This is a genomic window from Thalassotalea fonticola, from assembly GCF_032911225.1.
Lineage (GTDB): Bacteria > Pseudomonadota > Gammaproteobacteria > Enterobacterales > Alteromonadaceae > Thalassotalea_A > Thalassotalea_A fonticola.
The window spans coordinates 2093711-2119607 of sequence record NZ_CP136600.1; the positions used below are offsets into that span (position 1 = coordinate 2093711).

19 protein-coding genes are annotated in these 25897 nt (G+C 39.8%); 7 read left to right on the plus strand and 12 right to left on the minus strand.

Annotated features, from left to right (window positions below):
* Nucleotides 1–19: 19 nt before the first annotated feature.
* From RI844_RS08570 to RI844_RS08595, 6 genes are all read left to right on the plus strand, one after another.
* The gene (locus RI844_RS08570) at nt 20–580 is read left to right on the plus strand and encodes a GNAT family N-acetyltransferase (RefSeq protein ID WP_348398030.1); all 561 of its coding nucleotides are present in this window, start codon (nt 20–22) and stop codon (nt 578–580) included.
* Nucleotides 581–604: 24 nt separating this feature from the next.
* Nucleotides 605–1429 (plus strand): SAM-dependent methyltransferase, encoded by an 825-nt coding sequence (locus tag RI844_RS08575; protein ID WP_348398031.1) that lies wholly within the window; start codon nt 605–607, stop codon nt 1427–1429.
* 97 nt (nt 1430–1526) lie between these two features.
* The gene (locus RI844_RS08580) at nt 1527–1784 is read left to right on the plus strand and encodes a hypothetical protein (protein ID WP_348398032.1); all 258 of its coding nucleotides are present in this window, start codon (nt 1527–1529) and stop codon (nt 1782–1784) included.
* A 41-nt stretch (nt 1785–1825) separates the two neighbouring features.
* The gene (locus tag RI844_RS08585; protein WP_348398033.1) at nt 1826–3739 is read left to right on the plus strand and encodes a GGDEF domain-containing protein; all 1914 of its coding nucleotides are present in this window, start codon (nt 1826–1828) and stop codon (nt 3737–3739) included.
* A 125-nt stretch (nt 3740–3864) separates the two neighbouring features.
* Nucleotides 3865–5700, plus strand: coding sequence for a GGDEF domain-containing protein (locus RI844_RS08590; RefSeq protein ID WP_348398034.1), 1836 nt, complete (start codon nt 3865–3867; stop codon nt 5698–5700).
* 15 nt (nt 5701–5715) lie between these two features.
* The gene (locus RI844_RS08595; RefSeq protein ID WP_348398035.1) at nt 5716–7563 is read left to right on the plus strand and encodes a GGDEF domain-containing protein; all 1848 of its coding nucleotides are present in this window, start codon (nt 5716–5718) and stop codon (nt 7561–7563) included.
* 8 nt (nt 7564–7571) lie between these two features.
* On the opposite strand, the gene ruvX is transcribed toward RI844_RS08595, so the two are convergent.
* The 8 genes from ruvX to RI844_RS08635 all read right to left on the minus strand — a co-directional run bounded on the left by ruvX (nt 7572) and on the right by RI844_RS08635 (nt 19684).
* Nucleotides 7572–8009 carry a Holliday junction resolvase RuvX gene (gene ruvX, locus RI844_RS08600; RefSeq protein WP_348398333.1) on the minus strand — a complete coding sequence of 146 codons (438 nt, stop codon included), beginning with the start codon at nt 8007–8009 and terminating at the stop codon, nt 7572–7574.
* Nucleotides 8010–8477: 468 nt separating this feature from the next.
* Nucleotides 8478–9032, minus strand: coding sequence for a YqgE/AlgH family protein (locus RI844_RS08605; RefSeq protein WP_348398036.1), 555 nt, complete (start codon nt 9030–9032; stop codon nt 8478–8480).
* Between the two features lie 71 nt (nt 9033–9103).
* On the minus strand, nt 9104–10063 hold the full coding sequence (gshB, locus tag RI844_RS08610; protein ID WP_348398037.1) for a glutathione synthase: 960 nt from the start codon (nt 10061–10063) through the stop codon (nt 9104–9106).
* A gap of 48 nt (nt 10064–10111) precedes the next feature.
* The gene (gene rsmE / locus RI844_RS08615; protein WP_348398038.1) at nt 10112–10843 is read right to left on the minus strand and encodes a 16S rRNA (uracil(1498)-N(3))-methyltransferase; all 732 of its coding nucleotides are present in this window, start codon (nt 10841–10843) and stop codon (nt 10112–10114) included.
* 259 nt (nt 10844–11102) lie between these two features.
* Nucleotides 11103–12290, minus strand: a complete 1188-nt coding sequence (metK, locus tag RI844_RS08620; protein ID WP_348398039.1) for a methionine adenosyltransferase — start codon at nt 12288–12290, stop codon at nt 11103–11105.
* A gap of 278 nt (nt 12291–12568) precedes the next feature.
* Nucleotides 12569–14101, minus strand: a complete 1533-nt coding sequence (amaB, locus tag RI844_RS08625; RefSeq protein WP_348398040.1) for an L-piperidine-6-carboxylate dehydrogenase — start codon at nt 14099–14101, stop codon at nt 12569–12571.
* Between the two features lie 31 nt (nt 14102–14132).
* Complete coding sequence (locus RI844_RS08630; RefSeq protein WP_348398041.1) at nt 14133–16463, minus strand: aminotransferase class III-fold pyridoxal phosphate-dependent enzyme; 2331 nt, start codon at nt 16461–16463, stop codon at nt 14133–14135.
* Between the two features lie 2 nt (nt 16464–16465).
* Complete coding sequence (locus RI844_RS08635; protein ID WP_348398042.1) at nt 16466–19684, minus strand: glycoside hydrolase family 2 TIM barrel-domain containing protein; 3219 nt, start codon at nt 19682–19684, stop codon at nt 16466–16468.
* A 209-nt stretch (nt 19685–19893) separates the two neighbouring features.
* Between RI844_RS08635 and RI844_RS08640 the strand changes: the two genes are divergently transcribed.
* Entirely contained in the window at nt 19894–20607 is a 714-nt protein-coding gene (locus RI844_RS08640) for a FadR/GntR family transcriptional regulator (RefSeq protein ID WP_348398043.1), read from the plus strand.
* A 95-nt stretch (nt 20608–20702) separates the two neighbouring features.
* Here the strand turns inward: RI844_RS08640 and RI844_RS08645 are convergent, their stop codons facing one another.
* The 4 genes from RI844_RS08645 to RI844_RS08660 form a co-directional block, all read right to left on the minus strand.
* Nucleotides 20703–21179, minus strand: coding sequence for an arginine repressor (locus RI844_RS08645; RefSeq protein WP_348398044.1), 477 nt, complete (start codon nt 21177–21179; stop codon nt 20703–20705).
* A gap of 23 nt (nt 21180–21202) precedes the next feature.
* The gene (locus RI844_RS08650; RefSeq protein ID WP_348398045.1) at nt 21203–22264 is read right to left on the minus strand and encodes an ACP S-malonyltransferase; all 1062 of its coding nucleotides are present in this window, start codon (nt 22262–22264) and stop codon (nt 21203–21205) included.
* Nucleotides 22265–22272: 8 nt separating this feature from the next.
* Nucleotides 22273–24498, minus strand: a complete 2226-nt coding sequence (locus RI844_RS08655; protein WP_348398046.1) for a dehydrogenase E1 component subunit alpha/beta — start codon at nt 24496–24498, stop codon at nt 22273–22275.
* 107 nt (nt 24499–24605) lie between these two features.
* Entirely contained in the window at nt 24606–25793 is a 1188-nt protein-coding gene (locus RI844_RS08660) for an acyl-CoA dehydrogenase (protein WP_348398047.1), read from the minus strand.
* Nucleotides 25794–25897 lie beyond the last annotated feature (104 nt).

Here is a 25897-nt window from a genome sequence, read left to right on the forward strand (position 1 = left end):
AATACTAATTGAGACTTTAATGAATAGCATGCCAGCACAAACTAAAACCGACTGTCGCATTAATGCCACAGTCGGTTTTTCAATTAATACAGAAAATATAAAAATATCACTGCTTTCAATCGCAGATAAAGCACTGTATTTGCAATTGTATTGCAATGCACAAGTGTGTAGGCATATTGGTGGCGCCATAAGTAGTGACCAAGCAACCATAGGGTTTGAACGCAGCCTCAAACAAAACCGAGTTGGCAAGCGCTTAACCTGGGTGATTAAAGATAAAAATAGAAATGAAAATTTAGGCATTGCTGCCTGTGTTTGGCCGAAAAAACCTTCATCAGAAACCGACCTCGTTTCAAAATACAGCGCAGAATTAGGCTTGTTATTATTGCCACAATTTTGCGGCAAAGGCGTGGCGGTAGAAGTGCTTAATGCGTTAACATTTTTCGGCTTAAACAACTTACAATTAACCCAGCTAACCTTAACTTGCGCAGTTGATAATATTGCTATGCAGAAGGTGATGGGGAAATTAGCCTTTGCTTATCAGAGTAATAATGATTTAACGTATTGGGAGCTAAGGGACTAAGGACTAACAATAATAAGAGCGACTATGAATAACAATTCTAACTTGAAAAAAGGCTCGCTGGTGTGTGTCAGCACTGGTATGCAACTGGGCGCTCATATTAGCCCGATAAGCCAAAGCCATATTGAAAATGCCGATATCGTATTTGCGGTAATGGCCGACGGTATTATGCAAAAGTGGGTAGAGAGCATGAACCCGAATGTGTTTAATATGCAGCAATTTTATCAAAAAGGTAAACCGCGATCCGACACCTACGAAGAGATGATGCAGACAATGCTGAGCGAGATGCGCAAAGGCAAAAATGTGGTTGGCGCATTTTATGGGCATGCGGGGGTATTTGTTACGCCGTCACATAAAGCCATAGCGATTGCCAAAGCCGAGGGTTATTACGCCCATATGGAGCCGGGTATTTCGGCCGAAGATTGTTTATTTGCCGATTGCGGCATAAACCCGGGTCAATTGGGCTGTGCCAATTATGAAGCCACGCAACTGGTGTTTTATCAGCGTAATATTGATGCTTGTGGTTATTTAATTTTATGGCAAGCGAATATTGTCGGCGATAGAACGTTAATTAAACGCGCAACCAACAGAAAATATCGACAATTATTAGTCGATGTTTTAAGTGAGCATTACCCGCTTGAACATGAAGTGATTTTATATGAGGCGCCAACGCTGGCCATTGATAGCCCCAGAGTTGAGTCGATAACGTTAGGCGACTTTATCAACGCGCCATTAAAGCCACATACTACGCTAGTATTACCGCCAAGTAAGCCATTACGTCGTAATGCAGACATTTTTGAACAATATGAACAACTTGAAGCAAATGTGGTACAGCTTGAATTAGTAAAATAAAAGATTAATAATGAAGTGTGCGTGGTACCTTGTATAAGGCAGAAACGCAAAGCTGAAAAACAACGCCTAAAAAGTAAAAACAAAAATAAGGATTTTTATGAATAACGTAATTAAATTACTGGCGCAATTAGGCGCCGATGCCACCTTAAATGTAAGCCAACAAACGCGCATTACCGCGATGATGAACGAGCTAAATATTGCTAAAGCGCAGCAACAAGCCATTTTAGCCGGTGATGTTCAGGCATTAAATAGTTTGCTTGATATTTGCCCTGACATTGTTTGCAATGTTAATCAACCGGATGGTCCTGATGAAGATGATGATGAAGAAGAGCAGCCGAAAATTAGTTTTGGTTAATATCTGTACACTTCATTAACGTTAAGCATGAATGTTTCTCTATGAATATTTATCGCTCAGCTAATAAACACGGCACTTGTAACAATATAAGTGCCTGTTTTTTAGGTGCGTTGGTAATATTTTTACTTAGCGTTCTTTACTCAACTCACAGTATTGCCTCAGAGCAAACATTTCCTATTGCAACTACAGAAAAGCAAAGTACACATATTTTAACCCACACAGAAATTGATAATTTATTAGCGCAAGCGCTTAAGGTTAAAAGCTCAAATAAAGCAGAATCAGCGCGCATAATTGCTCAACTAGAAACTATTCATTCACAATTAAATTACCGCCAACAAGGCGAATTAACCTATTTAAGCGCGTATAACGCGTATTTAATGGGCGATAGACATAAATCAGTGGCGCTGCATAAAACTATGCAAAGCTCAAAATTGATTAACCAACGCGTTAGAGCGAGCAGTACGTTATTAAACCTTTACTTAATAGAACAAAATTATATTGAGGGTGCGAAGATAATACCGCTACTATTGCAAGAAACTGAAAATTTATCCGATACAAATACAAAAGGCGATGTCTATGAAGTAATTGCCTATTATTATAATGATTTAAACCAACCAAAAACTGCCCTTACATTTTTAGCCCTAGTAAATACTGAGAACTATTCCGCCCGAGATCATTGTTATCATTATAGCCACAGTACTGATGCTAAATTACAACTGTCTGGTTATTTGGCGCAGCAAAACTATATTGATAACACCATTGAGGTATGTGAGCAAGCAGGTGAACATCTCTCGGCGAACATTACTCGTACAGATATTGCAAAACACCTACTTGAACAGCAAAAATACCAACTTGCCCTTGATGTATTACAGCCTAAATTGAGCCATGTAGAAGCGATAGACTACAACAACTTACTTCTTAGTTTTTATAGCTATATCGCCACCGCATACTTTCATATAAATGATTTCAACCAGTCGTTAAAGTTTGCCCAAAAAGCTGAAGCCGTGCCGATGACAGTGAAGTATCACAATGCCTATATCGACTTATATTCAACATTGTCAGCGCTACATAATAAACTTGGCGATGATGATAAAGCGCTGGAATATTTACACATTTACCAAGAAAAGTTAGCGGTAAGTTTAGATGTAGAGCAACAAAAGCAACTAGCGAGCACACAAACAGAACATGACGTGTATGGCACTTACCGTTATAGAGACAGACTTGCTAAACAAAAACAATTGGCCGAGCAAAAACACAACGATGCTTTTAGCAAAATGTTAGGTTATATAAACAAGTTTGAACAAGGCCGGATACTCTTTGCTGTGCAAATATTTGGTATATTACTGTTGGGCGCGGGCATATTATACATTCGCCATATACAAATCAGCGAGAATAATAAAAACCGTCATGATCCGTTAACCAAGCTATTTAACCGCAACCGCTTTATTGATTTAACGGCAACCACTGTATACCAACACAAAAAATGGCAAATTGACTTAAGCTATTTAGTGGTTAACATCGATAACTTCAGGGCTTTTAATCAACAATACAACTGCGCTAAAGGCGACCAGTTATTATTGCTTATTACGCAAGTTTTGCGTAATTACGTGAATAAAGATGAGCATATAGCTCGCACTGGCTCTGATGAATTCAGCTTATTGTTGCCTAAGTACAATGCCAAACAAGCAGTAAAAATTGCTGAAAACATTCAAATTGAAATCGCAAAACTCAACAACGAAATGCAGCTAGAAGATAATGTGGTAAACGTGAGCATTGGGATTACCGACGTTGAATTAAGCGAGTATTCATTAAAGTATTTACTCTCTGACAGTTCAAAAGCATTGCGCAAAGCGAAAGCTGGTGGCGGTAATAAAAGCTGCTGCTTTGAAGCTGCAATGACGGATCGTGATAAGTACAAAGTAGACGAAAACGAATTAAAGTACATTTTTGAGTAGTAAATACAATCTATACTAATTATTTTACGGCCCTTACTTTTTAGATAATATTTTATTTTTATAGATAAGCATTTAATAGGAAAAAGAAAACTCAACATGTCCACAATCGCTAGGTTTATAACTTAATGACGATCAAATTAGCGCAATGTTTTGGCTTTTGCTTTTTTCTGCTCGTCGGTTTCGGTCTTATTAGTATACCTGCACAGGCAAATAGCTTAACGGGCACTGAAATTGATAAATTAATTTCACAAGCGATTGCCGTTCGTTCCAGTGATAGCAAGATATTCAACCAAAACCTTGATTTATTAACGGAACAAAAAGCGCTACTTAGCCCCGCACAAAATGAAGAATACCTATATTTACAAGCCTATAAATTGGGCATTGAAGGCAATTTTAAACAGTCAATTATTGCCCACAAAAAAGTGGAACACTCAAAGAACATTAATGTAAGAGTAAGAAGTTTAAAAACCCAATTAAATTTACAATTTTTAGCCAATAACTTTGCTGAAAGTAATGCTTTGGTCAATAAACTATTAATCGAGTTGCCTACCTTAACAAACGGCTCCTTGAGAAACGATATCTTAGAGACTATCGCTTTTTATTATAATCATATAGAAGAGTTTAATTTGGCATTAAATTATCTAAAATTAATCGATAAAGAGCATAATTATAACCGCGATATATGTTATCAGGAAGAATTTAATCTATTGAGTTTATTAGGGCTGAAGCAAATAACGGCCGATGATCCAACCATTTTTGAGCACATTAATTTCTGCTATAAAAATAATGAATTTATAATGGGTAATAGCTTATTATTAGAGCAAGCAAGGTATTTAAACCAAGAGCAAAAACACGCACAAGCCATTGAGGTGTTAACAGCTCAGAAAACACAAATTTTGGCGAACAAATTTACGCCTCATTATCAAATGTTATTTAGCCAATTATCCAGCGCTTACCTGGGGCTTTCGCAACTTGAACTTGCTAAAGAATACGGCGAGAAAGCATTGGCGCAAGTTAAAGATAATGATCATTCAAAATGGGCGCTGCAAATTTACCAAATACTCGCCAACATTGCCAAGCAACAGGCTGATTTTGAGCTAGCGATAGATTACTTACTGCGCTACGAAAAAATTCAACGAACAATTAACTCTATTGAACAGCAAAAAGCCTATGCTCGGGCGCAAATAGATCATACACGTTTTAATAAAGTACAATACAAGCACAAACTCGTTAAGGAAAAAATCCAAGCAGAACAAAAACATAACAATGCCTTTAGCGAAATGTTAAGTTATATAAACAAGTTTGAAAATGCCCGGGTGTTACTTGCTATACAAATATGTGGCATATTATTGTTGGGAGCAGGTATATTATATATTCGTCATTTACAAATAGTTGAAAATGAAAAAAACCGTCATGATCCATTAACCAAGTTATTTAATCGCAATCGCTTTATTGATTTAGCGGCAACCACTGTTTACCAACATAAAAAATGGCAAATGGACTTAAGCTTACTAGTGGTTAACATTGATAATTTTAGAGGCTTTAATCAACAACACAGTTATAACAAAGGCGACCAATTATTAACGCTAATTGCGCAAATTTTACATAATTACGTGCGCATTGATGAGCATATAGCGCGTACCGGCGCCGATGAATTTAGTTTATTGCTACCTAAATTCAACGTCAAACAAGCATCACAGATTGCACAAAACATTCACCTTGAAATGGCAAAGGTCAGTAATGAGTTGCAGCTAGAAGATGAAGAGATAACTGTTAGCATAGGTATAAGTGACGCTGAATTAAGCGAGTTTTCATTGAAGTATCTAATCGCTGACAGCTCAAAGGCATTGCGCAAGGCGAAAGCTGATGACGGCAATACCAGCTGCTGTTTTGAAAGCTCAATGACCGATCGTGAAAAATATAAAATTGACGATAACGGCTTAAAGTATTTTTTTGAATAATGGATAAACATTTAGATGATTAAACCCAACTGTTATTTGCTTAAACAGTTTAAAGCGTTTAGCAAATATGTATGCTCGGTATTAACTATATTGGTACTTATACCTGTATTTAGTCACCTATCGTATGCTACAGAGAACCTTACAGCTATTGGTGATTTATCTACTGATGAGTTGATAAGCAAAGCAATAAAGGTAAAAAGCAGCGATTTAGAGTTGAATCAAACGATTATAAATGCACTAAAAATACGCAGTTACAATATGAACTGGCAACAACAAGATCAATATGAGTATTTGATCGCTTATGAACAAATTTTATTAGGAAATTATCAACAGGCCATTAAACTTAGCAGAGCAAATATAAATTCCAGAAACATTAACTTTAAGCTTAGGGCGTATAATACCATCCTGTTTTTAAATGTATTGCTTGGCCAATATTTAGATGCTGCAGAAAATATAAAGCCGGTTTTAGCCGCGTTAAAATCCCCGCAGTTAGATACTGAAACATTCATTAACACCTACACTACGCTAGCCTATTTTTATAATCAGTTAGATGAACCACAACAGGCGCTAGAGTTTGTAGAACACGTAGTTGTTAGTGACGATATGCATATAAGCGACAGACAGCAATGCTTTTTGGGTATGCAGCATATTTATGCATTGCAAGGACTGAAAAAATTACAGAATAATGCCAGCCTCATCGACCAATATTATGATGTTTGCCATAATATTAATGAAAAACTGATTGCTGATCAGATTGTTTCAGCCCATGCATTCGCACAGCTTAATAATAACCTGCCCGATAAGGCATTAAAATTGTTGCTAGGCAATTATCAACATGTACTAAATCAGAATTATCCGCAGAATCACATGCGTTTTAACAGCTATCTAGCCAAAGCCTATCTACAACTGAATAACGTTAGCGAAGCAGGTGAATATGCCGATAAAGCATTAGCGCTGGCAAGTGAGCACCCGTATCATCCTACATTAATGTTCGCTTATGAGGCTAAATATGAATTGGCCAAATTTAATCAAGATAAACAAGCTGAATTTAGCTCACTACGCAGTAAAATTAACTTACAGCATGAGCTGGCGCTAAAAAGCAAAGAAAAATCTTTAGCGTTGAACAGTCTAAAGTATGATTTAAAAGAGATTGAAGGTGAACTGCTAGGTTATAAAACAGCAATAAATAATGAATTAGAACAAGAGCAAATAAAAATTGGTAACAACAGCGTGTTCGCCAACTTTTTAATCAGTAACAGGCTCATTCAATTGGTATTGTTCGGCTCTATTATCTGGTTGATCAGAGCTAACTTCATCAACTGGAAAATTAAGCAACAAATTGTCGCTGATCTGGTGTTTGATAAATCGACCCATTGTTTACATCGTCATGCTTTTTTACAACAAGCAAAGCAGTTATTAACGCAAGCTAAGCAAGATTCTCAGCCATACAGTTTAGTGATAATGAATATTGATAACTTGCGAGAAGTGAATGAAATACAAGGTAATGATAGATCTGACCGGTTAATAAACCTGGTGCTGAACCTGCATAACCAAATATTTACCGAAGCTGGTCTAGTGGGTCGTTTAGGTGGTGATGAGTTTGGTTTTTTATTAAAAGACTGCGCAATGAAACGAGCAATAGAGTTGTGCGAGGAATACCGTTTGGCGATAAACTTTTTGGATACCAAACAAATTTGTTACCAATTTGATGTGACCGCAAGCTTTGGTGTAAGTGATACGCATATAAGTGGTTACAGCATGATGAAACTATTAGCGAATACTGAACAGGCACTTAAACAGGCCAAAGATGAGTTTAAGAACTGTACTTGCGGTTTTGAGAGTGACACTGTTATTGCAAGATGAGATATCAGTTAATAACCCATAAAGCTTTCTAAAATAATTACCGCGGATTGGCAGTCAACATTATCTTTTTGTAAGTTTCGATAACCACCCTGTTCAAACAACTGTGCTTTGGCATCGGCTGTGGTTAGGCGCTCATCTTGTAAATTCACTTCTAAACCAAAGCGTCCTGATAAACGTTTAGCAAACTTTTTTGCCCGCAATGTTAATGGCTGTTCAGTACCATCCATATTCAAGGGTAAACCAACGACCAACAAGTCTGGTTGCCACTCTTTGACAATGCTAGCCATATCATCCCAATTTGGAATGCCATCTTTAGCTTTAATTGATTTAACCGGTGAGGCACTACAGGTGATTTCCTGGCCAACTGCGATACCGATATATTTGGTTCCAAAATCAAACCCTAACAAGGTGCGTTGCCCTTGAGGTTTAACTGACTTTGCCATGATTGTTCCTTTGTTATTATGTTTGTTTAATACCTATCCGTATAAATATCATTTCGTCATCCCTGTCAGTTCGTCACTCCCGTGAAGACGGGAGTCCATTATGGATACCCGAACAAGCCGGGTATGACGGTTAGAGCTGAGTATGACGGAATCCTCGTCATTTGCGCTAGCTTGTTGTCCCTGTCAGTTCGTCACTCCCGTGAAGACGGGAGTCCATTATGGATACCGAACAAGCCGGGTATGACGGTTAAACGAGCCGGATATGGTGGGAGAATGATACTGACTAGTTTCTGAAACAAGTTCAGGAAGTGGATGTGCTCCTCCCATGCATTTCCTGAACTCGATACGTTAGTATCGCCCTGAACTCGTTTCAGGGTCTATCAGGATCTGCTCTTCGTTTCTCGTTTCTAGTTGCTCGTTTCTCGGTCCTATATCGATCCCGTAACAAGTACGGGACGACCAAATGCCGAATTACGCATGCCCTACTTCGCTCGATAAATGGCCTAAATCAATACCAAGCTTTTCCGCCGCTTTTTGCCAGCGAAGTTCTATCGGGGTATCAAATAAAATTTCTTTATCAGCCGGGGTAGTTAACCAAGAGTTTTCTTGTAACTCTTTTTCTAACTGGCCAGAACCCCAACCGGCATAACCTAAAGTAACAATAAATTGCTCAGGCGATTTATCAGTGCCCAATGCTTCAAGAATATCTTTACTGGTGGTGATCATAATATCATTGCCAAGTTCGAGTGAACTGTTCCATCCTGATTGAGAATTGTGTAACACAAAGCCTCTGTCGGTTGCTACGGGTCCACCAGCGAGTACTCGCTGATTAAGATCATCCACTTCGACCTTGTCAGCATCAATTTGCGCGAGCAGCTCATTTAAAGTAATTCTTACTGGAATATTTATGACTAACCCCATAGCGCCATCTGCGTTATGCTCACAAATATAAGTCACCGTTTTATGAAAATACGGATCCTTTAAGCTTGGCATAGCGATAAGCAATTGGTTTTCTAAACTTTCCATAGAGTATTCCATTATTTATTCACTGTAATATATAGACCGGTTAAATTGAGGTTTATTCAATTTTATCAGCATTATTTTTTATTCAGCTCAACCTGCTCTTCAATGGCATCCATTAGTTTACCACTAATATTGATTGGATAAGCCGCTTCAATTTCTCGAATGCAGGTTGGGCTTGTCACATTAATTTCGGTAACTTTATCACCAATAACATCTAACCCAACAAAATATAAGCCACGTTTTTTAAGCTCTGGCGCTATGGTTTGTGCTATTAATAAATCACTTGCTGATAATGGTCTGGCTTCACCACGGCCACCTGCGGCTAAATTACCACGGGTTTCACCTTGGGCAGGAATACGTGCTAAACAATATGGCATAGGCTCGCCATTAACAATTAAGATGCGTTTATCGCCATCTAAAATTTCAGGCATGTATTCTTGTACCATTGCATACATACTGCCATGGTTGGTTAACGTTTCGATAATTACGCCAACGTTGGCTTCATTCGGGCTCATTCTAAAAATTGATGAACCGCCCATGCCATCGAGCGGCTTGATGATCACATCGCTGTGTTGTTGATGAAATTCACGAATTTTTGCTGAAGAACGAGTGACCAGTGTTCTTGGCGTTAAATCGGCAAACCAGGCAGTAAACAGTTTTTCATTACAGTCGCGCAAGCTTTGCGGTTTGTTTACCATTAATGTGCCTTGTTCTTCGGCGCGCTCAAGCATATAAGTGACGTAGATGTATTCGGTATCAAATGGCGGATCTTTGCGCATTAATACGGCATCAAGGCTAGCTACCTCAATATCTTGTGCAGCCTCAAGTTCATACCACTTTTGAGCATCATCAAACACAGTTACTCTGGCGGCATTGGCACGACAAACGCCTTGGTCTAAATACAAGTCTTGCATTTCCATGTAGTAAATTTCATAACCACGTTTTTGCGCTTCAAGCATCATAGCCATACTCGAATCTTTTGCTACTTTAACCGTAGAAATTGGATCCATTACTATGCCAAGTTTGATTGTCATTTTTTTGTTTTCCTAACCTTGTTAATTATTTAATATAAATTGCTTGAGCTAGCTTAAATCACCAAATTTACATTGTAATGCAGTGATTGCCGTAAGTGCCGCCGTTTCAGTTCTCAGTACTCTAGGTCCTAGTAGTACTTCAGTATAGTTGGCATTACTGGCTTGTTCGATTTCTTCATTGGTTAATCCGCCTTCTGGACCAATTAATAGTCGTACTCGCTCTGCGCTCATTGGCAACCCCATAATTGAATGCGGCGCTCTTGGGTGTAAATTTATTTTTAACGCCGATGTTTCTTGCGCTAACCATTCGCTTAATGATGCTGGCGCACGTACTTCTGGCACCATCGCTCTGCCACTTTGTTCGCAAGCACTAATGACTATTTTTTGCCATTGCTGACGTTTTTTTTCTAAGCGTTCAGCATTTAATTTTACGCCGCAGCGTTCAGTAAATAATGGTGTGATGGTGTTAACGCCAAGCTCAACTGATTTTTGTAACGTGAAATCCATCCGGTCACCGCGGGATATCCCCTGACCTAAGTGAATATTCAATGGTGACTCATTATTACGAGCAGTGCGCTTGCTAATGTTTGCTGTCGCTTGCTTTTTACTTACCTCATTAAGCACAGCTTGGTAGTCATGACCATCGCCATTAAAAAACGTCACTTCATCGCCAACTTTTAACCTAAGTACGCGCACAACATGACCAAAGGCATCATCTGATAAGGCAACTGTACTGTCAGTGTTAAAGTCGGTAGGTTGATAAATTCTAGGGTTACTCATATCAGCGAATATTACTCGTATAAATTATTACCTTAAAGATAAGGGCTAAGGGTTGAATAAACAATAGGAGGGGAAAATTAAATCTATTATGCGAGAATACAAAATATATACCATCAGTGGCAATTATAAAATCATCCATGAATTAAAATTCACGCCAACCAGAAGGCCTGCTCGCTCTTCGTTTCTCGTTTCAAAGTACTATAAACAAAAATGCCAGGACAAGCCTGGCATTAATATTAAAACAGTCAGTGCAGTTTATTTATAAACCGGCAGCTGCTCTTAAGTGAGCGGCTTTGTCGGTTTTTTCCCAGCTAAATGCAGTAAAGGTATCATCACCGACAGTCATTTCAAATGGGTCACGACCGAAGTGGCCATATGCAGCAGTTTGTTGATACATAGGATGTAATAAATCGAGCATTTTAGTAATGCCGTAAGGACGTAAATCAAAGTTTTCACGAACCAACTTAATTAGCGAATCTTCATCAATTTTACCGGTACCGAACGTTTCAATAGAAATTGACGTAGGCTCAGCCACACCAATAGCATAAGATACCTGAATTTCACAACGGTCAGCTAAACCAGCAGCCACTATATTCTTAGCAACATAACGACCCGCGTATGCCGCACTGCGATCAACTTTTGATGGATCTTTACCAGAGAAAGCACCGCCACCATGGCGAGCCATGCCGCCATAAGTATCAACAATAATTTTACGGCCAGTTAAACCACAATCACCTACCGGGCCACCAATTACAAAGCGACCGGTTGGGTTGATGAAATACTTAGTATCTTTAGTCAGTAATTCTTCAGGCAAAGTATGCTTGATAATGTTTTCCATTACCGCAGCATGTAAATCATCTTGAGTAATATCAGGGTTATGTTGGGTAGATAATACTACTGCATCAATTGCTACCGGCTTGTTATCTTCATAAATAAAAGTAACTTGCGATTTAGCATCTGGACGTAACCAAGGCAATACGCCTGATTTACGCATTTCTGCTTGACGCTCAACTAAGCGGTGCGAGTAATATAATGGTGCAGGCATCAACGATGGTGTTTCATTCGTTGCGTAACCAAACATTAAACCTTGATCGCCAGCACCTTGCTCTTCAGGTTTACTGCGATCGACGCCTTGGGCAATTTCAGGTGATTGCTGACCAATTAAGTTCATAATGCCACAAGTTTCACCATCAAAACCCACTTCTGACGAGGTATAACCAATGTCAGAAATAACTTTACGAGTAATGGTTTCCAGATCAACCCAGGCTTCTGTAGTTACTTCACCAGAGATAATAGCAACACCGGTTTTAACCATAGTTTCACACGCCACACGAGCATGCTTATCTTTAGCAATAATAGCATCAAGAACTGCATCAGAAATTTGATCGGCAATTTTATCTGGGTGACCTTCAGATACTGACTCTGAAGTGAAGTAATGTTTAGTCATAATGTCTCTTAATCTTTAAATTTCACGTAAATAGATTATGCTAAAAATTCAATTAGCGAAAAGCGAAATGGATCAAATAAAATCTATTTTTTACAATGAGGCGAATTCTACATTGCTTTTATAAATAAATCTACCTTTTTACGTCTAGACGGCTAAACGAAGATAAAGTAAAAGAAAAGACTAGAATTTAGAAACTAGAAACTAGAAACTAGAAACGAAGAGCAAAGAGCGAACCACTAACTAAGAATGAGTGGTTCGCATTTATAAAAGAGCGCTAATTAGATATCAAACTTTATACCTTGCGCTAATGGCAGTTCACTCGAGTAGTTGATGGTATTAGTTTGACGACGCATGTAAGCTTTCCATGCATCTGAGCCAGACTCACGGCCACCACCAGTTTCTTTTTCACCGCCAAATGCGCCGCCAATTTCAGCACCGGAAGTACCTATATTAACATTGGCAATACCACAATCTGAGCCCCAGTGAGACAGGAAGTTTTCAGCTTCACGTAAATTATTGGTAAATATTGCTGAAGATAAGCCCTGTACCACATCATTTTGAATGGCGATGGCGTTATCTAAATTGCCTGAGTATTTGATCAAATACACAATTGGTGCAAACGTTTCTTCTTGTACCATATGAAAACTGTTTTCTGCTTCAACAACAGCAGGCTTAACATAACAACCTGACTCATAACCTGGCCCAGTTAATACCTCACCACCACAAAGTAAATTACCGCCTTCGGCTTGTACCTTTTCAATAGCCTGGCTAAACATGCTAACTGCTTGAGTATCAATGAGTGGCCCGACATGATTATTTTCATTTAATGGCGAACCAATACGCAAACCTTGATAGGCTTTTACTAAAATATCTTTTACTTGCTCATATAGCGATTCATGAATAATCACTCGACGAGTCGTGGTACAACGCTGACCGGCAGTGCCTACCGCACCGAAAACAATGCCAGGAATAGCAATATTCAAATCAGCATCTTGGCTGACAATAATGGCATTATTACCGCCAAGCTCTAAAATTGATTTACCAAAACGAGAGGCGACAACAGTGCCCGCATGGCGACCAACACGAGTAGAGCCGGTTACTGACATTAATGGTAATCTTTTATCATGTAGCATGCCCTCACCTATTACGTTCCCTTCACCAATAACCAGTGAAAATACACCTTCTGGCACATCGTTTTCGACGAGAACGTCTTTAATGATATTTTGACAAGCGATTGCAGTTAGCGGAGTTTTTTCCGATGGTTTCCAAATAGTAACATTGCCACAAATCGCCGCGATCATTGCATTCCACGACCAAACAGCTACCGGAAAGTTAAACGCGGAAATTACGCCAACAATACCGAGTGGATGATATTGATCGTACATGCGGTGCTTTGGTCGCTCTGAATGCAAAGTGGAACCATTTAATTGGCGCGATAAACCAACAGCAAAATCACAAATATCGATCATTTCCTGTACTTCACCTAACCCTTCTTGCAAAGACTTGCCCATTTCATAAGCAACTAATTCACCTAAAGGTTGTTTGAAGTCGCGCAGTTTATTACCTATTTGACGAACGATTTCGCCGCGCAATGGCGCCGGTACTTTACGCCAAATTTTGAATGCTGACTCAGCCGCTTTTACTACTTCTTGGTAATCGTCAGCTGAACATTGGTAAACACTAGCAATCGCTTTGCCATCTACTGGTGATGAAATATCAAATTGGCCTTGGTCTTGCGTCGTGAGCCATTGCTGACCAGTAGCCGCACCAAAGTTATTTTCGTTAATGCCTAATGTTTTTAAAAAATCCATCATACTTCCTAGGGTAAAATTAATCGTAAATTTATAAAAGTTCAGTTAAACCAGCTTTAAGCACAGCAATGAACTTGTCGGCATCAGCGCGGTTAAAGGCTAATGGCGGTTTGATTTTTAAAATGTTGTAAAAAGGACCTTCGGTACTTAATAAAATATGATTTTGCTTAAAGTACTCAACTAACCATGAGGTTTTATCAGTGGCAGGTTGTTTACTTATCCTATCTTCAACCAACTCAACACCAATAAATAAGCCAAGGCCACGCACATCGCCAATCAGTTTAAATTCTTGCTGCAGTTGGGCTAATTGTTGTTGAAAATAGTTACCGGTCTCTAACGCATGCTGTTGTAACTTTTCGTCTTTGATCACATCAAGCACGGCTGTGCCAATGGCGCAAGAAACAGGGTTACCACCGAAGGTATTGAAATATTCCATACCGGTAACAAATGCATCGGCGATGGCTTGGGTGGTGATCACTGCGGCCATTGGATGACCATTACCGATAGGTTTACCTAAGGTGACAATATCTGGCGTTACGTTTTGTGTTTCAAACGCCCACATATGTGTGCCAACACGGCCAAAACCGACTTGTACTTCGTCAGCTATACAAACGCCGCCTGCGGCTCTAACCTGGGCATAAACTTCAGTTAGGTAACCTTGTGGCATAATAATTTGTCCGGCCACACCTTGTAATGATTCACAAATATAAGCACCAGGGTGTTTCCCTTGGGCAGTCAATTTGGCGATTTCAGCTTTTACACTATCTGCATATGCAGTTGCTGTTTGCGCAGTATCACCTAAATACTCACCACGGTACGGATCTGGTAATGTCACTTTATGTACATTAGGTTGTGCACCTTCACCACCTGGGCCATCAAACTTGTACGGGCTGGCTTCAATACAAGCGTTGGTGTTACCGTGATAAGCGCCATCTACAACTAACAGCTCTTTTGAGTTGCTGTAACAACTCGCTAGACGAAATGCTAATTCGTTGGCTTCACTGCCTGAGTTAACAAACATACAGACAGATAATTCATCAGGCATGGTGGCTAGTAATTTATCGGCATAGTTCACTAAGTTGTCATGTAAATAACGGGTATTGGTATTAAGTTTGGCTAATTGTGCCTGCCCTGCAGCAACCACTTTTGGGTGACAGTGACCCACATGACACACATTGTTGACCATATCTAAATACGGTGTGCCTTGTTCGTCATATAAATAAGCCCCCTGACCACGAACAATTTTTAATGGTTGCTGGTAACTCAAACTAAGCGTTTTACCCAGATGTTTTTGTCTAAAACTAGTGATCTCGGTTTTACTTTTACCGCTATCAACAGGTAATTCACAAGCTTGTTTTAATTGACAATAAACCGCAAACGGATTCAGGTTACGTAACTGCTCTAGTAATGCCCAAGCAGGCTTTACTGATACCAGCAGGTATTCATTTTCAGGTTGCTGCTGATAGGCAAGTGTTGAATTACACACCGTTGTACATAACCTTAATGCCACTAAAGAAAATAGAACTTCTAGCTCGACATCTTTTAGAGCACGTTCGTGGTGATAAGCCGCAACAATTGTTTTCAGTGCTGTTAATGGCTGTTGTTGGTCCATTAATGCATAAGCACTGGCAATCGCTAATTCATTAACCACATGGCTGTGCACCATATCGCCAAAATCAATTAAACCCGTTATGCTTTTCGGCTGATGCACATCATCAATTAACACGTTATAGTCATTGGCATCGTTATGAATAACACCTTGTGGCAATTGTGATAATACCGGCAACGTTTGGGTTTGATAAAGTTCAAGAAAATAATCAACCAATTCACGCTGCTCGGCTGCCAAACAATGCTTTTTGGTTTGGCAAATACCTAAACCTTGGGCCAGATCCCAGTCAAGGTAGCGATAGGCGCCTTGATGATTAAAGTTGCTAAAGGCATTGTCTATTTTGCCAATAAACTTGCCAAGACTGGCCCATAGCTCGGCTCCATGAGCAGCGCTATCTGCATCGGCATAAAACACGCCAGGCAAATACGTTAATACGCGCAGAAAATATTTATCCTGGTGGCCATTTTCAATAACCGTTATTAGCTGTTCATCGTTATTGCTAATAGCGTGTGGCACGGCAATTGACTGCTCGGTTAAATGCGCCATTGCCGCATTTTGCATGTCCAGCTCTAATTTAGACTCGCCGCTATTGGCAATTTTAACTATGTAGTGCTCGCCAGAATCTGTGGTTAAGGTGAGGTTTTGATCACAATAACCAGGTAATGATTTCAACGTACCAGCTAACTGATAATGTTGTTGTAAAAATTTTGCAACTTCGACTTCAGAAAATTGTGTATTAACGGCGTTTGTCATGATTATTTCTCTTTAAAACGACGAGCCAGCTCTGCTAAATCAGTAACTTGTTCGTGCAGTGGAATTAATGTAAACCCATATTTGTAGTTTTGTGCCGGGATAGTGTATTGCGGATGAACGAGTCGCCCCCAAGAAGTATCACCGCCAACGCCCATTTGTTTATGGTCAATATTGACGGTAACTAATTTACCCATTGGCACTTCAGCACCATGTTTACTGGTAACTGGTACCAGGCCAGACGCAGATGCTTCGCCATCTTTACCAACAATAAAGTCAATATCACTTTGGCTATATGGCCAGGCACTGGCACTGATCAATTGATCAGCAACGGTCAATAGTCCATTGCCCTGTGAATTTTTCAACGCTAACCAACGTACATCGGTTTTATTGGCATTTTCTTGTGGGCGTACATAGTGATGAATTTGCTCTTGCACTAACGCTTTATACAAGGATATTTTTGCCGAGTCTTGGCGATCGCTGTAACTTTCATGTGGGCCACGACCAAACCAGGACATACGTTGATAATCGCCAGGCATAGTTAACTGCATGCCCATACGAGGTAAATTTGCCAATGTTTGGCCGGGCTCAATATTAAGCTGGCTTTGTACATGCACCTGACCATTGTTATACAGTGAGTACAGTACTTGGTAATCGCCTTTAAACACTTGGCTGCTGTACTTAGCACTCACTTGCATACCTTGCTCAGATGGCTTTGACTCTAATGACGTTAAGGTTAGGTTAGCTGCAGCCGTTTGCCAAATAGCTGCCCAGTTTTGCATGCCGTTGCCTAAGTCATTATCTGTTGGTGGACGCCAGAAATTAGCCATTAATGGTGCGGTTAACAATTGTTGACCACGATATTGATAGTTACTTAACCAACCGGTTTTGTTATCAAAGCCGATAGTGACATCGGTATTGCTAAAGCTAAGTTGCTGGTTATTATTCAGCTTAGCTAATTTAGCGTTGTTATTTGTTTGTGCATCATTACTACTTTTTGCCGTTTCTATTTGCTCTGCAACTGGCAGCTTAAATTGGGCAAAAGCAAGCTCATGGCCGGCATCTAATAATGCCTCAGGCTCTCTTATTACTGCGCTTAGGGTAATAAAATACTCTTTTGCACTTGTGTTTGGCAACTTCGGTAAGCTGACATTAAATGGGGTCGTTTCGCCAGGCTGAACGTTTGCTAAAGACTGACTGCCTTGTGCAATTGTTTGACCATCGGCTTCAATAATCCAATGTAAATCGAATTGTTGAAGATTAATAAAATCGAAACGGTTTTCTACTACAAATTTACCAGCGAGCAAATCTTTTTCAGAAAAACGGATAGCCTGATAGACCTTTTTAACTTCAAATGCATGTGGGTGCGGTTCACGATTGGCATTCATTAAGCCATTATTTAAAAAGTTACCATCACTAGGCAAATCAGGATGGAAATCTTTACCATATGCCCAATATTTCACCCCATCGGCATTGGTATATTCAAGCGCTTGATCAACCCAGTCCCAAATAAAACCGCCTTGGAGCACGTCGTATTTTTCAATGGCTTGCCAATACTCTTTTAAATTACCGACAGAGTTACCCATGGCATGGGCATATTCGATCATAATACCAGGGCGTTTCGGATCAGATTCCGCGTATTCAACCAGACGTTCAATTGATGGATACATAGGGGCGAAAATGTCGGTATAGTGCTCTTCTCCTGCAGGTTCATATTGCACAGGGCGAGTACCGTCGTTATCTTTTAACCACTGGTAAGTTGCTTCAAAGACTTTACCTTCACCGGCTTCATTCCCCAGTGACCAGATGATAATTGAAGGGTGGTTTTTATCACGAGCAAACATGCGCTTAGTACGATCAAGATGCGCCGGTAACCAGCTCATCTCGTTACCCAACTGAGTTTTTTCATCAATCGCTAATGGGTGTGATTCGATATTGGCTTCATCGATAACATACATACCGTATTTATCGGTTAAGTCATACCAGTATGGGTTATTCGGGTAATGTGACGAGCGTACGGCATTGATATTAAATTGCTTCATTAATTTAATGTCTTTTTCCATCGACGCTTTCGTTACCACATGGCCATGTAATGGGTCAGTTTCATGACGGTCAACACCACGAATGGTGATCGCTTTACCGTTAACGGTTAATTGACTATTTTTGATTTCAATATGACGAAAGCCTATTTCATCTCGAATAGTTTCCAGATGCTTACCTTGGTTGTCTTCTAAGGTAATAAGTAAGGTATATAGATTTGGCGTTTCCGCGGTCCACAATTTAGGGTTGGCCAGCTCGCCTTGTAACGTTACGTTATCAGTCGCATCCGCTTGTTGATCAATTTTTGCAGTACCCGACATAACAATGTTCATGTCGTTTGCGGGGTCTAGTAACTGGTACGAAACTTGTTGATTTGCTGCGGTCGTTTGCTGATGATTTTTTAGAGTAACATCAAGGGTGAAGTCAACCTGGCTAAAGTCTTTATTCAATGTTGGCTTGGCATGAAAATCAAAAATATGCTGTTTATTGGTGGCATATAAATAAACGTCACGTTCAATACCCGAGATACGTAACATATCCTGGCTTTCTAAATAACTGGCATCGGTCCAACGACGAATTTGCAATGCTAATAAATTATTATCGGTCGTTAAATACGGCGTTATATCAAATTCTGCCGGTGTTTTTGAACCTTGACTAAAACCGACTTTTTCACCATTTAACCAAACATCCAGCGATGATTTAGCTGCGCCAATGTGAAGAAAGACTTGTTTGTCTTGCCAAGCTTGCGGCAATTTAAATGGTTTACGGTATGAGCCTATAGGATTGTAATCTGTTGGTGCGTCAGGCCAAGTAGTGGTAAATGGAAAGCGTTCGTCTAAATAGATTGGATAACCATAGCCTTCAGTTTCCCAATTGCCCGGCACTGGAATTTGGCCCCAAGTAGAATCATCAAAATTTACCTGCTGAAAATTTTGCGGTTTGTTTTTAGGGGATTTTTGCCAATCAAACTGCCATAAACCATTAAGCAAAATGAAATTACTGCTTTGCTCTTTATCAGCATTTAATGCTGCGCTAGTTGATTGAAAAGGAAATAATGTTGCATGACCATCAATTTTATTGATAGCGAAAACGGTATGATCTTCGAACGGTTGTCGCTCTTCGGCACACGCAGATAAAGAACAGCACATTGCCAGCAAAGCAAGTTTAGAGGTTAACAATTTCATTTATAATTTACACCTAACTAAAATATATTATTTATAATACAATTAAAAATAATATTTTCAAGAGCAAACAGAAAATAAATTTCTCATCAATAAACACAAGCTCTGGCAATAATTGTTAAACACTTGTAAATTGTTTTTAAAATAAGCTAGGTAATTACGTGTTTCTCATTTATCATACAAATAACACTTGAAAGGATTATTTACTTATTATGGCATCTGAACATCGCAATTTAACTCAGCAATTAGTGCACGAGTTAGGTAAAGACATACTGCAAGGAAAATTCAGCGTTGGTAATAAACTGCCATCTGAAGCAGAGTTATGTTTGCAATATGATATTAGCCGTACAGCAACACGTGAAGCAGTAAAAATGCTCACCGCCAAAGGGTTAATTAGTTCACGTCCAAGGCAAGGCATTAAAGTTTTAGACTCAAAACATTGGAATTTATTTGATGTTGACGTGCTGAACTGGATTTTGATCGGCAAGCCTGATTTATATATGCTGCGTCATTTCCTTCAGCTCAGGTTGTCTATTGAGCCAGAAGCTGCCTATTTAGCAGCCCAGTACGCATCTGACGATGATATTAAAGCAATTGAAAATGCATTGGCACGAATGAAAAATGCCGAAGATGGTTATGATGATACTCTGGAAGCCGATATTGAATTTCATAAAAGTATATTAGCAGCAAGCAATAACCCATTTTTTATTCAGCTTAAAACCTTTATTGAAACGGCGCTAAAAGTTAACTTACGTTTTACCAACCGTTTTAAAGCGATCACCATTGACGAGTATAAAGCGCACTTTGATATTTTTGATAATATTGCTAAAAGAAAGCCACAAGAAGCGCACGATGCCTCGTTAGAAACGCAAAAAATCACCTTAGGTTTAGTTGATGATGCGATAGCCGAAATGGATGATAAATAAGCCTTTTAATCTGAATTCAGGGTACGCAGTCATTATCCCTAGCTTAGGTTATTTAGATAGGCTCTTGTTGGTTTTGTAAGTAAAGCTAGACTTTACTAATGCTGAAAATCTAGCATGACGCTGATCGACTGAGCAATATGTTCGATTTGATTCACATCGACCGGGGCGACAAAAATAGTATCATCACCCGCCAATGTGCCTAATACGCCAACGGACTCCCCTTGTAAGTCCAACATTCTGGCAATTAGTGGCGCCCCGCCAATGCCGGTTTTAATAATAATTTGCATATTATTATGCTTAATACTTAATACCACGGTATGAATGGCTTGTTTCGTTCGCGGTGCTGACAACTCATCTTGCAGTAAGTAAACTATTTCGTTTCTGACATTGCGCTTTTTAACCGCACCAAGCTTGGTAAGTGTACGAGATATTTTTGCCTGGGTAATATTTCCAAAACCGTATTTTTGCAAGGCAATCGCTAGCTCGCCTTGAGAGCCATAACACTGTTCTTTTAACAGTTTTTTAAAGGCGATAAGAAAACTCTGTTCTTTGCTATTTCTGCTATTGGTCATGGTATATTCAATTTTAAGTTTTGCTAATTTACAACCTGCTTGCGCTGGTCTGCAAGTCCCATAGCTAAAATAAACGGCTCGGATTTTTGCAGACTAATAAAGTCACTTTTACAGGTTAACTCTAGCCATTGCTGTTTAATCAAACTTTGCGCAACAGCGCCGCCTAAAGTAGAGCCTGGCCCTAAGATAATTAATTTATCAGGAGCAAATTCTTTTACCGCGACTTCAATGGCTTTAGTGAAATTATAAGGGGCAACGACTTGTGTGTCTAACGTATAATCATAAAGCTTGCCAAGATCAGTGCTATGAGGCTGCCAGATTTGCCCTAAACCATCGATTAGGGGAATATCAGGATTAGAGAACAAGCTTTTTGCCAGCATTGATTTTGCTTTATTGGCAGTATCCTTTAACAACGGGGTATGAAACGCGCCGTGATTAAATAAATTCATTGGATATCTGTCTTGAACCACCGGTAATTTTGCTTCTAACGCAGCAAGCCCTTGCTTATTGCCGCCAAAAACAAGATAACCGCCAAGATGAATAGATATATAAACTTCACTGACCGGATCTTGATTAACGTCATCTAGCCATAGCTTGATTTGCTTGAACACAGCACTGTTTTCACGCCAGTCATCATCACTAATAGGGTAAATTAACTGTCCGCCAATAACGCCATCAGTCATCATTGATCCCATGGTATTGATCAACTCAATGGCAGCTTTCGGTTTTAACGCGCCAGCAACCGCCAGGGCAATATACCAGCCCATAGAATTTCCGGTAACGGCAACAATGTCGTATTCGTCTTGATTAATGCTTTGGTAATCTGCCATTGCACAGGCATAAATAAGGGCTGATGCATTTTCACCGGCGGTATGTTTGCGCATACTGTACTTTGCCATCGCATCTAAGTCACTAATACTGTCTTGCCCATGCTGTTGTCGGTAATCATCAATAACGTTAATTAACTCGGGCTTATCGGCATGTAATCGCTGCAAATAACCAAGCTCTTCTTTGTTGTAAGTACCACGACCAGGGCAGATAACGACCGCTGTTTTTTTCTGTTGGTTGCTATTAGTTGTACTCATAGTCGCACTTACACCTTGTTATTTTTCATTATTAACGTTGCCGCAGCAACAATATCATCTGTAGCTGGCAGTACATGATATGCAGCCGAGCCCAGTGGAATAAAGCAGTCATTAGCACTTACTCGCACCAGTTCGTTGCCAGTTACTGGCATTGCTTGCTGTTCATGTATCAAGGTGACTAACGCTTCACTGATAGAACCGGTTTTACGACATTCATCAACAATAAGAACATGCTTACATTGCTGCACCTGCGCAATAATACCTTGCTCATCAAGAGGTGCTAGCCAGCGTAAATCAATCACCCGACAACTAATCCCTTGTTCTGCCAAAATTTTCTCAGCCTGACGAGAAAGAAAATAGCCATTGCCATAAGACAAAATGCAGATATCTTGCCCTTCACCATAAACACTTATTTGTTGATTAATTTCAGTTTTTTCAGGCTCTGGCAGCTGGTAATTTGAGGTCCATAAGCCATCACCTTCCTGATGTAAATCTTTGGTCATATATAAGGCTATCGGCTCAAGAAAGATCACAATGCGTTGTTGCTCTTGAGCAAGCTTTACACAGCTGCGCATCATCTCTACGGCATCACTGCCATTTGATGGACAGGCAATAATTAAGCCAGGAATATCACGAAATACGGCAAAGGAATTATCATTATGGAAATGGCCACCAAAGCCTTTTTGATAAGCGAGTCCGGCGATGCGAATTACCATAGGGTTGGTAAACTGACCATTTGAGAAAAACGGTAAAGTGGCGGCCTCACCGCGAATTTGATCTTCGGCGTTATGCACATAAGCGAGAAACTGAATCTCTGCAATGGGCAAAAAACCATTATGAGCAAAACCAATAGCACCACCTAATATTGACTGCTCATCGAGTAAGGTGTTTATCACTCGGTTATGGCCAAAGCGATCAAATAACTTACTGGTGACGTTATAAACCCCGCCTTTTTTACCGATATCTTCACCACACATCACAATATTTTCATGCTCAGCCATTAAATCCATTAAAGTCCAATTCAGTAACTTGGCTAAATGTTGTTTTTTATTTAAATTATGCTTTTCATGGGCAAATAATTGCAGCCTTTGTTCAGGGCTGACGCTATGTTGGTGAATATTTTCACGTGCAGGAGGAACAATGCTTAGTGCGACTTGCTCAGCAGAAGCTAGTTTTTCTTTACTCGCTGCATATTCAGCAATACCGACAATTCGACGAGCTGTATCTTGGTAAATTTTTACAACTTGCTCGCTCGTTAAAATATTGTTTTCCACTAAAATACGGGCACTATGCAACAAAGGATCTTGTTGTTCATTTGCTTCAATATCAGCAATACTGCGATAAACAAACTCTGCATCCGAGCCCGCATGACCAAGCAAACGTACCGTTCTAACATGCAAAAATACCGGTTTTCGCAACTCTCTGGCGATTTTTTCTGCTTGCTTTGCTTTATGATAGGTATCAACAATATCTAAACCATCACAAGCAATATAATGCAGACCAGCTCGGTCTTTATAATTTGCTGCAATCCAGCCATCAGGTGTTGATGTGGAAATACCAATACCATTGTCTTCACAAACAAACACAATCGGCATAGGTATCGATTGATATGCCGCCCAAGCCGCACAATTAAATGCGCCTTGCGCAGTCGAGTGATTGCTTGAGGCATCACCAAAATTACAAATCACTACGCTGTCATTAGGTAATTCGCCAGCAAAATTTAAACGCTCAGCTAAAGGAATACTAAAGGCCGTACCCATCGCTTTTGGTAAGTGCGATGCTATAGTACTGGTTTGCGGTGGAATAGACAGAGCCTTACTGCCCAGTACTTTATGACGCCCACCAGAGATAGGATCATCTTTAGAAGCTGCAAAAGAAAGCAACATATCGTATAACGCTGTTTGGCCCGGCACTTGTTTTGCCCGTTGAATAACAAACGCGCCACTACGGTAGTGCAAAAAGGCCATATCACTGGGCCGAAACGCTTTCGCATAAGCAGCATTTCCTTCATGACCGGCACTGCCAATAGTATAAAAACTCTGACCTTTCTTCTGCATTATGCGTGATTGCAAGTCTAAATGACGGCTCATCACTTGGCTTTCAAATATATCAACAACATCACTATTGCTTAAGCCTGCTTGCGATGGCGTGAGATTGTTACTTGCTTTAGGAAAATTTTCAGTTTCGACAAACTTGATAAAATTTTCTTTTACTATTTTATTGCGATCGACCATTTCTATTCCACGATTATGATGAGCTAAACCATTAATTTCAAAGATTTATACCCGTTACTATTCAACATGCAGGTTTCAGAGCGCTTTGAATAGTAAAGGATATACACTTAGAAAAATGCTTGAATACCCGTTTGTGCTCTGCCCAAGATTAAGGCATGTACATCATGGGTTCCTTCGTAGGTATTTACTGCCTCAAGGTTCATTACGTGTCTAATAATATGGAATTCATCGCTGATGCCGTTACCACCGTGCATATCTCGCGCCATGCGAGCTATATCTAATGCTTTGCCACATGAATTGCGTTTCACTAATGAGATAGCCTCGGGTGACAATGTACCTGCGTCCATTAATCGTCCCACTTGTAAACAAGCGAATAAGCCTGTGGTAATTTCAGTTTGCATATCAGCAAGTTTCTTTTGAATAAGCTGGGTGCTAGCAAGAGGTTTACCAAATTGGCTACGGTCTAGAGTATATTGGCGAGCGCCATGCCAGCAAAATTCAGCAGCGCCTAATGCGCCCCAAGAAATGCCGTATCTCGCTTTATTTAAGCAACCAAACGGACCAGATAACCCCTTGGCGTTTGGCAACATATTTTCGCTTGGAACAAATACTTCATCCATTACGATTTCGCCGGTAATTGATGCTCTTAATGAAAACTTGCCTTCAATTTTAGGCGCAGTTAAACCAGGCATGCCTTTTTCTAAAATAAAACCACGAATGACACCATCAAGTTTCGCCCAAACAATAAATATATCAGCGATAGGAGAATTAGTGATCCACATTTTATTGCCGGTTAAGCGATAACCGCCATCAACCACTTCGGCGCGAGTTAACATACTTGCTGGATCTGAGCCAGAGTTAGGCTCGGTTAAACCAAAACAACCAATCAGCTCTGCTGTTGCCAATTTAGGCAAATATTTCATTTTTTGCTCTTCACTACCATAGGCATAGATAGGATGCATTACTAAAGACGATTGCACACTCATGGCACTGCGGTAACCACTGTCAACGCGTTCAACTTCACGGGCGACTAGACCATAAGTAACGTAATTGGCACCGGCACAGCCGTACTTTTCTGGAATAGTTGCCCCAAGCAAACCAAGTTCACCTAGCTCTTTCATGATTTGTACATCGAATATTTCATTTCTGTTGGCTTCTAATACTCTGGGCATTAACTTGTCTTGGCAATATTGGTGCGCAGCATCACGAATCATGCGTTCTTCTTCGCTTAGTAATGAATCAAGTAATAATGGATCTTGCCAATTGAACGTTGGACGGCTTGCAGAACTAGACATGATAAAACCTCAAAAAATGTTAATGAAATATTGGTTATAAAAATTAGAGAAATTCCATCTCGATGAGAATTACTTTAATTGCATTTATCCTTTGATAATAATTA